The sequence below is a fragment of the Bdellovibrio sp. HCB2-146 genome, from assembly GCF_047345725.1.
In the GTDB taxonomy this organism is placed as follows: Bacteria; Bdellovibrionota; Bdellovibrionia; order Bdellovibrionales; family Bdellovibrionaceae; genus Bdellovibrio.
Genome location: NZ_JBLEQP010000001.1, coordinates 396,733 through 409,683, shown reverse-complemented (window position 1 = coordinate 409,683; position 12,951 = coordinate 396,733). Strand labels below are relative to the sequence as shown.

The following is a 12,951-nucleotide window of genomic DNA, read 5'->3' as shown; positions in this document are numbered from 1 at the left end:
GCCGCCCGGTGCTATTTGAGAATTATTTAAGACCTTGCTCTGTTGCGATCGCAGAAGCGCGTTCTTTAAGATCTGTGATATTGTTCAGATCAAATGAAGAGTTGTCTTTGAATGTTCCAAACACTTGCAAAAGCTCAGGCGAAGTGACATGCGGGCTCACCGGATGTTTATCTGTGATTTTGCTAAGTTCCATTTGGGCCGCATCACTCATCAACCAAGCAGCAAATGCTTGAGCTGCATCTTTGTTGGCGCTTGAATTCAAAATCGCCACACCATCAACGTTCACGTGAGCCCCAATATCATTTTGATTTGGAATAACGGCTTTCACTTTTGTATTTGGATGAGCACGAAGATGTCTCATGTAGTAGTACGTGTTGGCGATACCAACCAAGCAGTTGCCATTTTCGATTCCAGCGATCACACCTTCAAGGTCTTTTTCAATCAATGGAAGTGCTTCGCTGTTAACAGCCCATGATTTCAAAACTTGAGCTGTTTTTTGTTCACCCCATACGCCTAGCAAGAAAGAGTGCAGACCGATTGTGTATTGCGCTTTCTTTTGACGAACGCAGAGTTTCCCTTTGAATTTTGCATCACCCAAAGACTCATAAGTTTGAACTTCATTTGGTGAAACGAGTTCAGAGTTATAGTAAATAATGCGCGAACGTTTCAGCAAACCGACCCACATATTGCGAGAGTCTTTAAGATGCGTTGGCCATGCTTTAAGTTCTGTTGTACGAAGAGGTTCAGAGAGGCCCTTCACCGCCAAAGTGTTAAGCATATCAGCATCCTTCATATGAACGATGTCAAATTGAGGATCCACTTTGCCAGCTAAGATATCGGCAATGGCCGCATCGCTTGAGTTATAAACGACTTTGAAACCAGCCTCAGTTGCATAGTGCGAATTGAAAAGTTCAACAACAGGGCCAGCTTGTTCTTTGGGGAATTGTCCAACCCAAGTCAGAACGGGAACTTCTGCTGCGGCAAAGTTCAAAAAACCTAACAAAACAAATAGCAATGCAAATACCTTCATGGTCGCTCCTTTTTGTAATTGAGTTCTCTGTGTAAATGGAAGAACTCATAAAGGGCAGGCAATTGCTGTTTTTTCCGACAAATGAAAGTGAGTTGAAAGAATTTATATTGAGACGCTCTGAGTTTTGTCAGACGACTTTGTTTTTCGATAATAAAAAAGCAAAATGACACCAAGACACATCACTAAGGATCCAAAATACTTCCAAGGACGTCCTGGGTCGCGATTCACAGATAAAATCGAAGCACTCGCCAGGCCCATCGGTGTTTCTTCAAAGCTTGCCTGGTACAAGTAATAGTCTTTGTACTTAAGTGGTTCATTCATCGAGATGAGAGCCTGCACCCCGTTATCGTAAGAAACTTCGCTCTGATAACTTTGCGCTTTTTTACTTCCCGGATAATCTGTTTTCTGAAAGTTTCGCAGTGAAATATCAAAACCCAATGGGATCTTTTTATTTTGATAAGCGATCAGATAAACCCATTTTTCGGTAAAAACTTTGATGTAGTCATTTAAGATCAAATAACTTTCATGCCCGTTGTAGCGAGCACGAAGGGCAGGACGAGTCGTGGGTGTCGGATATTCCAAGCGCTTGATATCGTATTTTTGAATGGCCTTTTTAAAATAGCGCAGAGCCTTTAATTCTAAACCCATCCATTTAGTGCGAACGAGATCACCTTCTTTAAGAGTTCCCTGTTGATAAGGCTGCAAATTTTCTTTGCTGTAAAGAGCATAACTCAAAGTCTTTTGCTCATTCTCAAAAAAACGAATCTCATTGATTTCAGGAGTTCGCTGCCAAAGTCCCCCTAGACTTAAAAGCACGGGGCCTACTTGTTTTTCTGCGCGTTCAAAGGGGTTGCGTTGAAGTAACCAATCTACTTCGCTCACGTTGGCGTTGGAAAGTTGGTAACGAAGAGCAGAACCACTGGGCCCCTCCGGTGCATTTTCAATTTGGACTTCTGCTTGCCCATAGGGAATGGATTCTAAAAGTTCAAAATTAAGGTCCTTAGCACGAATGAGAAAAGGTTTGTCATCCTGAATCGGCTTTTTTAAAAAGTTCACATCAAGTGAAGTTACAAGCTCATAGTTTTCGCCAGTTCGTGAGCGATAGACATTTAAAACTGTTTCTTGCAGAACGATATCGCGAACAGCTTCACCGGATCGAGGGAGTCGAAGAGTCCCATCCACGCCATAGAGCTGAGTCAGAAGCGAACCATAGATAATAATAATGATTCCGACATGGGCTAAGATAAAAGGCGCGTGGCGAGGCTTCCATGGCCAGCGATCGGCGATAACGGCAAGAAGGCTTGCAACCAAAAGTCCTAAGGTCGCATACATCCACGGTGAGTTATAAATAAGGTTCTTGGCAGTCCACGCATCAAAGCGTGACTCCACAAAAGTTCCGATTGAAATCAGAACAGCGAGGGCCGCAATAATCACCACGGCCAGTCTTAATGAAGCAAAAAACCGAAGAACTTGACGAAACACTCAGATTATTTTCCCGATTTATTTTTGCGAAGTTCGGCGATAATTTTTTGTCCTTTGCGAACTTTGTCAATAGAAATACCCAGCACGCGGGCCGACTCTTGAGGAGCATGGAATCCAGAAGAATTCTCTGCCTCGACAAAGTCAAAAAGGAATTGGGCTTGTTTTTGTAAATCACGAGCTTCGGCAAGTTTTGCGTTTGGAGTTTTGGCCAAATCCACATCTTTGAATTCTTTAAGATCGTTGATGTAGTCGACGAGCGCATCAAAAGCGATGTTACGAAGTTCAATGTGACGATCTTGAATAGTCTCAACGCGCGCTTTAAGTTCTTTTTCAGGAACGTTGTGACATGTTTGGCAGGCTTTATTGATATTAAGAACCGGGCTGCGCACTTGGTGGTCTGTGACCTTCATTGCGCCGACACGTTGATACGGCATATGGCAATCCACGCAAGCAACTCCCGCACGCGCGTGAGTTCCCTGATTGAACATCTCAAACTCCGGATGCTGGGCTTTGAGAACGTTGGCGCCAGTCAGAGCATGAACCCAATCTTTATGACCATTGGACTCGTACTCCGCTAAAATTTCATCAGCCTTCAAGCCTTTTCCCCACGGATAAGTCAGGCGCTTCCCTTCGCCTTTAAAGTAATACTCGACGTGACATTGACCACAGACAAAAGTGCGCATTTCTTGGCGAGTGGCCATTTTGTTGACGTCGTATTCTTTAATTCCTTGAGAAGCTTTAAACGCACGGATTCCCTCAATGAATGCAGGACGAGTGATCCGCAACGACATCGTGGAGGGATCATGACAGTCGATACAAGAAACAGGATGCTGCACGGAATGAACAATTTCTTTGTACGGAATTTTGTTCATTTCATCAAATCCCTTCGTGATGTCTCCATTGCCTAATTTTTTGTACAGCACATACGTTGAAGCGTGACAGTTCAAGCAGGCACCGGGTTGTCTCACGACGTTTTGTCGCTCTGTGAATTCTTGATCCTCGAGCATATAAGCGTGTCCACGCTCTTCACGGAAATCTTTAGAAAATGCGTATCCAGCCCACATGATTTTAAGGCGTGGATCTTCATCCAGCTTTTGTGTTGAAACTGTTTTGCGCGGATCTTTTTCCGTTGGGATATGCGGGAAGGCCTCAGAGCCCCCGTACTTCGTGCGGCCCATGTCAGCGGTTCTAAGATAAGAATCATACTGATGCGGAAAGTTTTTACCCCAGATCGCTGGATCATCCGTGTCGTCTGTGATTTCTACCACGCGGTAAAACGGATTACGTCCTTCGGACTTACGTTCAAAGATATTTACCAAAAGCATTGTCAGAAGAACAGTCGCAATAGCAGTTCCCGCGACGGCAATAAAAATCCATTTGTTCTTTCCCATACTTTCTCCTATCTGGCGTGACCGGTGCTGCGATGACAGTGCAAGCAATTGGCTTTGTCGTTGTGATTTGCATCCATGCGATCCATAGCCTGAATCATGGGTTGATGGCAGCTGATGCACGAACTTTTCACGACATTTAAACTGTGCTCTTTAATTCGAATCGGTTCATGAAAATTTTGAAGTGTGAAGGCAGCGGAATGGGCAAATCCATTCATCGCCTTCACGGCATATTTACCTACGATATTGTGGGGGAGGTGGCAGTCGTTGCATTTCGCGACATGGTGATGTGAGGACCTCTGCCACGTATCCATATTTTCTTGCATAACATGACAGTTCACGCAGGCCATCGGATTATCTGACATATAAGAATAGCCGCGAGCATAGATAAATGAATAACAACCTAAACCAATCACCACTCCAAAAAGAATGAGAATAAGAAGATTGAGTTTACTTAGGTTTGCCATAAACCAATTCTCGATTGGATTTCAACAAAAGTGAAGCAATTTGCGAGCTGCGCGTGACTCGCATGCTCATGCACAGATAGAACTGGGGGTGGATGCATGAACTGAGACAAGCCTCCAGGTAAGGGCTTGCCTCCTAGCAATACTAATTAAAGACCGCATTCGAAAGTAAATTTCTCCCAGTTGTTAATCTGTGTTGCGTCGGTGTGAATCGTGTCAGTAATGCGACCGCCACCACCAACAGCTGTCCAATAGCGCCCGTTGATAGTTTGAATGGCATACACATTATTTCCGAGGGGAATGGTTTTAAATTTTTCCCATGCTTGCAGCCATGTGGCATCAGAGTGCATCACATCGGTAATGCGACCCCCACCGCCGACTGCCGTCAGATAGAATCCTTTAACCGTTCTAAATCCATAGTTGATATAAGAAGATTGACCGTCGCAAGAATCAACTAAGGTGAATTTTTCCCAAGAGCCAATTCTTCGTGCATCGGTGTGAAGCACGTCTGTGATGCGACCTCCACCGCCGACAGCTGTGACATAGCGACCATTAAAAGTTTTTATCGCACAGACGATCGGTCCGTTGCAGGCATAAGATGTGGAGTAAAAAATGAGAGACAGGAAAAAAGTAGAGAGAAGAAAGACGGCTTTCATGGTCTTGGCTCCTTGTGGTGAAGTGGTTCCTTGTACTTAGGAAATACTCGCTTCAAGTAAGGATCAAGACGGCCCTCTTAAAAACATTTTTTTCTGAAGAGTGCTGCTGCATGACAACCTGTGAACGAATCGGAGTAGATCGACAAAGGCGTTTTTCTGTTTTTATTCGGGATCGGGAACGATTTATTTCGTCATGTCCTCATTGAGTTAAAAACAAGTATGGCAAATATACCGGTCACCTCATTTGATTCGACGTTTCTCTTTTTGCAAGATCCCTATCACTTCGTTTGGCGTACCTGCGATCAGGAAAAAACGAATATCTTTCAAACGAGAATCATGGGCCGCAAAACCATCTGCCTGACCGGGCATGAAGCCGCAAAGTTTTTCTACAATGAACCACGCTTGGTACGAAAAGGCGGGATGCCAGAGCCACTGGTCTCTACTTTGATGGGAAAAGGTGGAATTCAGAATATAGACGGAGAGAAACATAAAAGAAGAAAGAAAATGTTCATGCTCATGATGACTCCGCAAAACGTCAAATACCTCGTTGATCTCGTCGAATTTCACTGGGAAAAAGCCCTACCGGCGTGGAGTGGGAAAAAAGAAATACTTCTTTATGATGAACTGATGCCGATTCTAACTCAGTCCGTTTGTGAGTGGGCAGGCATTCCTTTGCCACGCTCAGAAGTAGGAAAACAAACGGCCCGTTTGCGGTCTCTTTTTGATGATGCCGGTCGAGGAGCTCGCAATCTGCGAGCCCGATGGGCGCGTCGCCAAGTGCAAAATTGGATTGGGGATATTGTGTGTCGCGAACGCAATGGCTTTATGAAACTTCCTGATGGAAGTCCGGCAAAACTCATTGCTTGGTATCAAGATGAGGACGGACAGTATTTAAGCGAAAAAAATGCGGCCGATGAAATTATCAACCTCTTGCGCCCGACTGTGGCGGTTGCCGTTTACATGACTTTTGTGGCGCACGCACTTTATGAGCATTCGCACTATCAAAGCAAGATTGCGCGAAAGTCCGATATTTTTAATACGTTTTTTGCGCAAGAAGTTCGCCGTTTCTATCCCTTTTTTCCAGCGGTGTCAGCGAGAGTACAAAGTCAGTTTGAATGGAATGGATATGTTTTCCCTGAAGGCGCTCGGGTGTTATTGGATCTGCACGGTATCAATCATGATCCGCGAGTTTGGAACAGTCCCCAGACTTTTTTTCCCGAGCGCTTTCAGCTTTGGAATGGTGATCTTTATAATTTTGTTCCGCAAGGAGGTGGTGATCACTGGACGCAGCACCGTTGTCCTGGCGAACGCATTACAATTGAATTGATGAAAATGGCGTCGGTTTTTCTGGCCACACGTATTTCTTACACCTTACCGAATCAAGAAATGTCGATAGATGAACGAAGATTACCAGCACTTCCCAAGAGTCATTTCGTTATGAGCAATGTGAAGCTGAAAGTGGGAAGACTTGACCAGCCGTTGCAGATTTGAAATTTGAATGCTGTGTCACTTGTGAGTAGAACCCAATCATTATGACAATTGCCGAACGTCTTCTTCAAAACAGCTCTTTAAATGAGTTTAAAGAGAAATATTATCGCAAAGAACCTTTTGCGGCTCCTTTAACGGCGTGGGAGTTCCGTGACCTTTTAAGTTGGAATCTTTTAGAGGAAGTGGTTTCCGACCACAATGACTGTTGGCTACCCAAAGAAGGCCATCTGCCTGCCAGTCCAAGTTTGTGCACAGGACGTTTAAGCTCGCATGAAGTTCGCCGTGGTTTTGCTGAGGGACGAACGATTCTCGTGCGACATTCTGAAAAGGCTCATCCGGCTTTTGAGCACATCGCCAACGATTTTCAGTATAACTTTCAAGGCTCTATCGACATTCAATTGTACTACACACCAAGTGGTCAGCAGGGTTTTAATTGGCATTATGACCTGGAAGAAGTTTTTGTGATCCAAAGTGTGGGTTCCAAGGAATTTCGCCTGAGAAAAAATACGGTGAGCACCTTTCCCTTAAACATCGAGAACTGGCGAGAAGATTGGTACAAAGAAACCAGCGGTCCTGAAATTCGATGTCTTTTAGAGCCTGGAGATTGGCTCTATATTCCGTCTGGATATTGGCACACAGCTCATGCTGTCACAAACTCCGCTCATTTGTCAGTGGGAGTTCTCGCGCGTGAGGTTTATTGCTGAGTAAATACAAGTTGCTGCCTTTCGTAATCGATTTCACTATGAAAATCTCACGGGAGGATAAAATGAAATATGTTTTGGCATCCTTTTTTCTTATGTTCTTCGCCTTCGCCCATGCCGATGATGAGAAAGCGACAGAAAAAACACATCAAAATATTCAAAAAGGCGTGGAAGAGGGACATCCTGCTGAAGCCAAACGCAAGCAGAAAAAGCCTCGTAAAGATGCCGAATCTTATCAACGGGAAAATAGCCAACGTTCCAGCTGGCCTGCGAATCCAAGTGACCGAGCGACACGCGGGTCGGGTCCATCGGGGGATCCTACTCACAGCGATAAAAATGCCAATGAGTAAGTCATGACGATTTTCACGATCGGATATGAAGGGAGCGACATCGATCAGTTTGTAGAAACGCTTCAGAAAAATAAAATGAAGTGCCTGATCGATGTGAGAAAAAATCCCGTCAGTCGGAAAAAAGGATTTTCGAAATCAAAGTTGGCGCAAGCGCTGGCTGCTGAAGGTATTGAATATCTGCATTACGGAGACCTAGGAGTGCCCTCGGCTTGGCGTAAGGAAGCAAAGGCAGAGATTATCACCCGCGAAAAAATGTTTAAGAAATACGCCAAGGAAATCTTACCGATCCATCAAGATAAGATCGACGAGATCATCAGAATTGCAAAAAAACGTCGTTCTGTATTGCTGTGTTATGAACACAATGCCTTGGACTGTCATCGCCACTATTTGACAGAGAGAATCAAAAAACAAATCAAGGTAAAAATTGTAGATCTTGAGGTTGAAGATTTTAGCCAAGGCCCCCGGCTTTATCGCCCACGAACAACTGCGAATCGCACTTTATCTTAAAGTCATTTGACTTTGTTAGCGAAAATAAACAATTGTTCGATGCGAACCTTCAAAAAAGGAAAAATCATGACTAAAGCATTTTTGAGTTTTGTGATCTTGTCATTCTCTGTGGTGGTGTTTGCTACTCCTGCAAAATCTGAAAAAAAATTGGAAGGCAGCCGTTTTGTTTTTGAGGCTTTGGCTGAAACTTTCCCAGAATTTGTTGAGGATGTTGGTGACTCTACAAAAGAAATCAAGATTCCCCAATTGAGTTGTTTTTCTGCTAATGAAATTGTTGAGAATCAAGCTACGACAAACACTGTGTGTGAAGCGATCAACAATGATTTTAAAAAGATTAGAAAGAGCGCTACGAATTTGTTCTTGGTTTTGCTCAATCAGCGTATGACCATCCACAACTATAGCAGCCCTGGCATCACGTACATTGAACTTAGAGATGTGGACTGCAAGATGCAGCACTCCTCAAAGTATGAATGTACTGTGCGCCAGGTTCGCTAAATTTATTGAGCGTCGCAGGCAAAACTACTTATTTAAAGTTTCGATAGCGGCCGCATCATGGCCGGGAATAATCATAATATGAGGATTGCGTTCGCGCAGAGCTTTTAGTTCGAGAATGCGCTCCATCACCTCATCTGGCTTATTGTCGGCAGTCACGCGCGCCACCCAAAATTTCGGAAGAGCTTTGGAGATGGCCGCCGAATTCCATACGGTGTCACCGACCAGGAAGATTCTTTTGTCGGGGCTAATATTAACAAAGAGTCCAACAGATCCTGGTGTGTGACCAGGCATTCCCACCAGCACGAGCGTGCCGTCGCCAAAAATATCGCGGCTCTTTTTATAGCCTTCATATTCTTTGTCTTGCAGCTCGTAGATTTGCCAATTGGTATTGGCGTCAAATGTAGAAGCAAGGACGGCCGTCGAAGCACCTTTAATTTTCGTAAACTCAACTTCTTCTTTAAGTGCTTCAACCGGTGTGCCTGGGAAATCCGCCAGACCGCTGACATGGTCAAAGTGAACGTGGGAGACAATAATGCGATCAAGCTTAATACCCATTTTTTGCAGCTGTTCAGCCGCTGAATCTCGTTGGGTAAAATGAGTCGCGATACGAGCCCACCAAGTCATTTCTTGAACTTGCTCTTTCGCTTTTTTACCAAGTCCTGTGTCGAAGAGAAAATTCCCCTGCGGATGCTCAATTAAAAAAGCGGGATGTGCCATCGGAAATTTTTTAAAAGCTGAACCGCCTTTAAACGTCATCATCTCTAGGGGATTTGCAGTTCCCGTTAAAAGTACCGTGAGTTTCACTTTAGGACTCGGCGCTTGCGAGTATCCACCAGAGCTTAATAATAAAAATGCTACGACAAAAGAAAATATCTTCATAAATTACCTCTGGCTTGATTCTAAACCTTGGAGTAAACTCCATGGTCAAGGGGTCTTTATGCTTATTGGTGAATTGTCGCAAAAAACAGGTCTTTCTCGAGACACGCTTCGATTTTATGAAAAAGAAGGGCTGATTCGCGGCTCAGTTCAAGACAATGGATACCGTCGTTATTCAGAATTGATCCTAGAGCAGATTCAATTGATTCATTTGGCAAAAACTCTCGGATTTAGTCTTAAAGAAATCAAATCCATCAAAGCTGCGATGGAAAGTAAACAACTCACTCAAGCCAACGTCCGAAAAATGCTTGAGGATAAGCTTGAGTGGATTGAAAGGCAGATGAAAGACCTCAAAACGATGAAAAAGCTTATTCAATCCAAGCTTGATCATTGTGACAATCCCATTTGCGATTAGTGTTTTTGGGGTTTCTCTTTGCGAACTGCTTTAAGAATTTTTGCTTTTGAAGTGTGAGAGATCGGGACATCAGATAAGGCTCCCACTTCTTGAGCTTTTTTAATTTTCTTTTTCCGAGTCCGTGATATTTCGGCCGCCGTTTTTTTTGAAGTGTTCTTAAGTTGAGTCTGGGCCATATGATGGTACTCCTATTTCCTATTGCAAGCGTTGAGGATTCTTTTTTCCGTCTAACAATGGTGCACTTCGCTTGCGCAGTTCTTGCTCTGCAAATGCCAGGCTTGTGCCCCAAACAATATGGGCTGCGATCATCATCAAATTTCTTTTCGCTGTCATTTCAGGTGCTGTGGGTTTGAGTTTGAGAGATGGGATGAGGCCATAGTAACTTCCTGCCCAAACAGCAAGCCCGAAAAGAGTGCCTTTTAAGAGTGGCGAATCCGTTGGAATTTTTTTCGCGAGGAGAGCGTATGTAATGCCTCCTAAGGCTCCATAGCCGAAGTGTGAGAAAAGAGTCGCTTGCTCTTTAACTTCGGAACTGGCGTCAGGAAAGACGCCGGTCTTCCGTTGGACTTCGTCGGTGAGAATGGCGGGAGGTAGGGGAGATTGTTCCTCGCGTGGCAGTTCCTTATGAGATTTGAACATGGCCATCGTCATCGTACTTGTTGCCATGACACCAGACCAAGCGCCTCGTAAAAGAGAATTCATAACAACTCCTATTTCTTATTCAAACCGTCGCATGCGCGGCCCAGACGGTAAATTTAGAAAGGAGCTTTTGTTAAAACAAATCCGTGTCTGAGTGGCTGCAACATAGGACTCATGGCCTTAGGTCTTTTTGAACAAACAAAATACAAAGTTCTGCTGACTTCCCCATGGCGTAGTGTGGGTATAACGCTGACTTTTTATGAGGTGAAAAGCAGAGCCCAATTCTTGAGTGAGTGTTCTTTCATCGTAGCGCATGACTTCAAGGCCGCTGCATTTACTTGGGCCATCGGTTGCAAAGGTCGCAATGAGTGCAAAGCCCCCGGGGATCAGCGTTTGAGTAAGAGTCGCGACGTATTTGTCTCGATCTTCAGGCTTTGCAAGAAAGTGAAAAACCGCGCGATCGTGCCAAAAAGAAAACTTTTCTGTTGGTGCAAAGGCCGTGATGTCAGACTCAATCCATTGCACCAATGAGGCTTTGGCGCCTAAACGTTTTTTGGCACGCTCTAAAGCTGCGCCAGAAATATCAAGAACGGCAGGCTGTTTAAAATTTTCGGCAAGCAAGCGATCAGTCAGCTCCGAAATACCGGCGCCAATATCAATGACCTTAGCGTCCCTTGCGGGGGAAGATTCAAGAATCCACTGCAAAGAAATACCGGGTGTCGGCTGTGTCCAGCTCAGTTGTTCATCGGCTTTGGTCGAATAAACATTTTCCCAGTGCTCTTTAGATTTGTTCATTTAAATATACTTCGTGATTTCTTTGATCTCATCAAGATCAATATCTTTATGATTGCCATCCAAACAGTGCTCGATGTGGTCATGAATATAAACACTTTTTGCAGCGCTAATGGCTTTCGCCACGGCATGCAGTTGTCGAGCGACGTCCACGCATTCGCGTTCCTCTTCAAGCATCGCGATAACTGTTTCCAAATGGCCTTTGGCCCGCTTCAATCTTTTAGAGACATGCTCATGACTTGCATGTTGCTTTTTGTGAGACATGAACCTACTATCCCCTCCCGGGGGATGGGATGTCAAGATCTGGGATGAATGTATTTAAAATCGAAACGCAACTTTTGCTGGGTCGACTGTTGACTCGCTCAGGTGATCAGGCTTGGGACTTTGTTATCCCTTTTGCGCTCCTGCATGTTTTTCCGGGAAAGCTTCAGATTGCGGCCCTTTATTATTTAATCATTAAAATCGGAACTTTTCTGTTAACTCCTTGGGTGGGGAAATGGATCGACTCCAATCAACGCAGTCGAGTGGTTAAAGTTGGGGTGTGGTTGCAGTTTTTTGCCGTCTTAGGTGGGATGACCTGCTTTTACTTTTTAGACGCAAGCATGCATGAAAAGTTTGTCTATTTGAACGGGGAATGGATTGTTCCACTTTTTGTTCTGTTGAGTTTTCTTGGTATATTAGCATCCTTGGGTTCTTTAATCACCGATATCTCCGTTGGCAATGATTTGGCTCCGACATTAATCCCTGCAGAAAAGCTCACGCAGTTTAATAGTTGGCTGCGTCGAATCGATTTAGGAACTGAAGTGGGTGCACCGATTTTGGCAGGGATTTTATTTGCTCTGGAGTCTCCAGCTGTTCACCTTTTAGGGCTCTTGATTGTTGCTTTATGGAATTTGATTTCATTTGTTCCGGAATATCTTTTGCTTTTAAACGTCATTCATAAATCCGGTCTTCACGTTAAAAAAACAGATGCGGTCAAAAGCTGGAAAGAACTATTTTATTTTGATTTTAAAGAGTCGATCGCTAATCCCATTTTCTGGTTGATTTTCAGTTACGCGCTTCTTTGGTTGTCTGTGTTAAGTCCACACGGTGTTTTGCTTGCGGGATATCTGAAAGATAAAATTGCTCTACCTGAAAGTGAGATTGGGTTGTTTCGAGGTTTGGGAGCGTTGTTTGGCTTGATTTCGACCGTGACGTTTCCTTATTTCGTGAAACGAACGGGCTTAATCGGAAGTTCCAAGCTTCATTTGGGGTTCCAAGGCCTCACTTTGATGGTTGGTATTTTGGCTTTCGCAATCGGATCTTCAATTGGTATCTATGTCTTTCTAGTCTGCATTCTGTTATCTCGTATCGGTCTTTATGGATTTTCAAATGGTGAATTTGAACTGCGGCAGAGACTCATTCCCGAAAATAAGAGGGGAGAGCTTAATTCTTTAAGTCACCTCACAACAACAGTGGCAACACTGTTTCTATTCGGTGCCGGTAGTTTACTTCCAAGCACTGATGATTTTAAGTACTTGGTTTATTTCTCTTTGATGGCGGTGTTGGTCGCGAATTTTGTTTTCTTTCGATGGGCCCAGAATAAAACCTAGACCTTTGTCTTGAAAAAGACGTTGTGTAATCGCTTATTCCTACTCTAAGATAAATAGCTAGCCTAAAGTAGTGGGC

17 protein-coding genes are annotated in these 12,951 nt (G+C 44.1%); 7 read left to right on the top strand and 10 right to left on the bottom strand.

The genetic code is table 11. The annotated features are described in order from the left end of the window. Positions 1 to 22: 22 nt before the first annotated feature. From ACLWOR_RS01990 to ACLWOR_RS01970, 5 genes are all read right to left on the bottom strand, one after another. Positions 23 to 1,030, bottom strand: a complete 1,008-nt coding sequence (locus tag ACLWOR_RS01990) for an extracellular solute-binding protein (protein ID WP_413938989.1) — start codon at positions 1,028 to 1,030, stop codon at positions 23 to 25. A gap of 102 nt (positions 1,031 to 1,132) precedes the next feature. Continuing rightward, complete coding sequence (locus ACLWOR_RS01985) at positions 1,133 to 2,512, bottom strand: cytochrome c biogenesis protein ResB (protein ID WP_413938988.1); 1,380 nt, start codon at positions 2,510 to 2,512, stop codon at positions 1,133 to 1,135. Positions 2,513 to 2,517: 5 nt separating this feature from the next. Further along, entirely contained in the window at positions 2,518 to 3,903 is a 1,386-nt protein-coding gene (locus ACLWOR_RS01980; RefSeq protein ID WP_413938987.1) for an ammonia-forming cytochrome c nitrite reductase subunit c552, read from the bottom strand. 8 nt (positions 3,904 to 3,911) lie between these two features. Next, entirely contained in the window at positions 3,912 to 4,367 is a 456-nt protein-coding gene (gene nrfH, locus ACLWOR_RS01975; protein WP_413938986.1) for a cytochrome c nitrite reductase small subunit, read from the bottom strand. A 146-nt stretch (positions 4,368 to 4,513) separates the two neighbouring features. Next, positions 4,514 to 5,020, bottom strand: a complete 507-nt coding sequence (locus tag ACLWOR_RS01970; protein WP_413938985.1) for a fascin domain-containing protein — start codon at positions 5,018 to 5,020, stop codon at positions 4,514 to 4,516. A gap of 219 nt (positions 5,021 to 5,239) precedes the next feature. Here ACLWOR_RS01970 and ACLWOR_RS01965 point away from each other — a divergent pair, with 219 nt between their 5' ends. From ACLWOR_RS01965 to ACLWOR_RS01945, 5 genes are all read left to right on the top strand, one after another. Further along, a complete protein-coding gene (locus tag ACLWOR_RS01965) occupies positions 5,240 to 6,511 on the top strand; it encodes a cytochrome P450 (RefSeq protein WP_413938984.1) in 1,272 nt (423 codons plus the stop codon). Positions 6,512 to 6,552: 41 nt separating this feature from the next. Then, complete coding sequence (locus tag ACLWOR_RS01960; RefSeq protein WP_413938983.1) at positions 6,553 to 7,212, top strand: JmjC domain-containing protein; 660 nt, start codon at positions 6,553 to 6,555, stop codon at positions 7,210 to 7,212. A 62-nt stretch (positions 7,213 to 7,274) separates the two neighbouring features. Beyond that, positions 7,275 to 7,559, top strand: a complete 285-nt coding sequence (locus ACLWOR_RS01955; protein WP_413938982.1) for a hypothetical protein — start codon at positions 7,275 to 7,277, stop codon at positions 7,557 to 7,559. Positions 7,560 to 7,562: 3 nt separating this feature from the next. Next, positions 7,563 to 8,066 (top strand): DUF488 family protein, encoded by a 504-nt coding sequence (locus ACLWOR_RS01950; RefSeq protein WP_413938981.1) that lies wholly within the window; start codon positions 7,563 to 7,565, stop codon positions 8,064 to 8,066. 66 nt (positions 8,067 to 8,132) lie between these two features. Beyond that, positions 8,133 to 8,561, top strand: a complete 429-nt coding sequence (locus tag ACLWOR_RS01945) for a hypothetical protein (RefSeq protein WP_413938980.1) — start codon at positions 8,133 to 8,135, stop codon at positions 8,559 to 8,561. 24 nt (positions 8,562 to 8,585) lie between these two features. Here ACLWOR_RS01945 and ACLWOR_RS01940 read toward each other — a convergent pair whose 3' ends face one another. Next, complete coding sequence (locus tag ACLWOR_RS01940; RefSeq protein WP_413938979.1) at positions 8,586 to 9,440, bottom strand: MBL fold metallo-hydrolase; 855 nt, start codon at positions 9,438 to 9,440, stop codon at positions 8,586 to 8,588. A gap of 58 nt (positions 9,441 to 9,498) precedes the next feature. Here ACLWOR_RS01940 and ACLWOR_RS01935 point away from each other — a divergent pair, with 58 nt between their 5' ends. Further along, positions 9,499 to 9,852, top strand: coding sequence for a MerR family transcriptional regulator (locus ACLWOR_RS01935; RefSeq protein ID WP_413938978.1), 354 nt, complete (start codon positions 9,499 to 9,501; stop codon positions 9,850 to 9,852). Here ACLWOR_RS01935 and ACLWOR_RS01930 read toward each other — a convergent pair. The 4 genes from ACLWOR_RS01930 to ACLWOR_RS01915 form a co-directional block, all read right to left on the bottom strand. Then, complete coding sequence (locus ACLWOR_RS01930) at positions 9,849 to 10,028, bottom strand: hypothetical protein (RefSeq protein ID WP_413938977.1); 180 nt, start codon at positions 10,026 to 10,028, stop codon at positions 9,849 to 9,851. The two genes, ACLWOR_RS01935 and ACLWOR_RS01930, sit on opposite strands and share 4 nt — an antisense overlap. Before the next feature lie 19 nt (positions 10,029 to 10,047). Next, on the bottom strand, positions 10,048 to 10,554 hold the full coding sequence (locus tag ACLWOR_RS01925; protein WP_413938976.1) for a DUF6789 family protein: 507 nt from the start codon (positions 10,552 to 10,554) through the stop codon (positions 10,048 to 10,050). 117 nt (positions 10,555 to 10,671) lie between these two features. Continuing rightward, positions 10,672 to 11,286, bottom strand: coding sequence for a class I SAM-dependent methyltransferase (locus ACLWOR_RS01920; RefSeq protein ID WP_413938975.1), 615 nt, complete (start codon positions 11,284 to 11,286; stop codon positions 10,672 to 10,674). Next, a complete protein-coding gene (locus tag ACLWOR_RS01915; protein ID WP_413938974.1) occupies positions 11,287 to 11,547 on the bottom strand; it encodes a metal-sensing transcriptional repressor in 261 nt (86 codons plus the stop codon). A 29-nt stretch (positions 11,548 to 11,576) separates the two neighbouring features. On the opposite strand from ACLWOR_RS01915, the gene ACLWOR_RS01910 reads away from it, so the two are divergent. Next, entirely contained in the window at positions 11,577 to 12,875 is a 1,299-nt protein-coding gene (locus ACLWOR_RS01910) for an ABC transporter substrate-binding protein (protein ID WP_413938973.1), read from the top strand. Positions 12,876 to 12,951 lie beyond the last annotated feature (76 nt).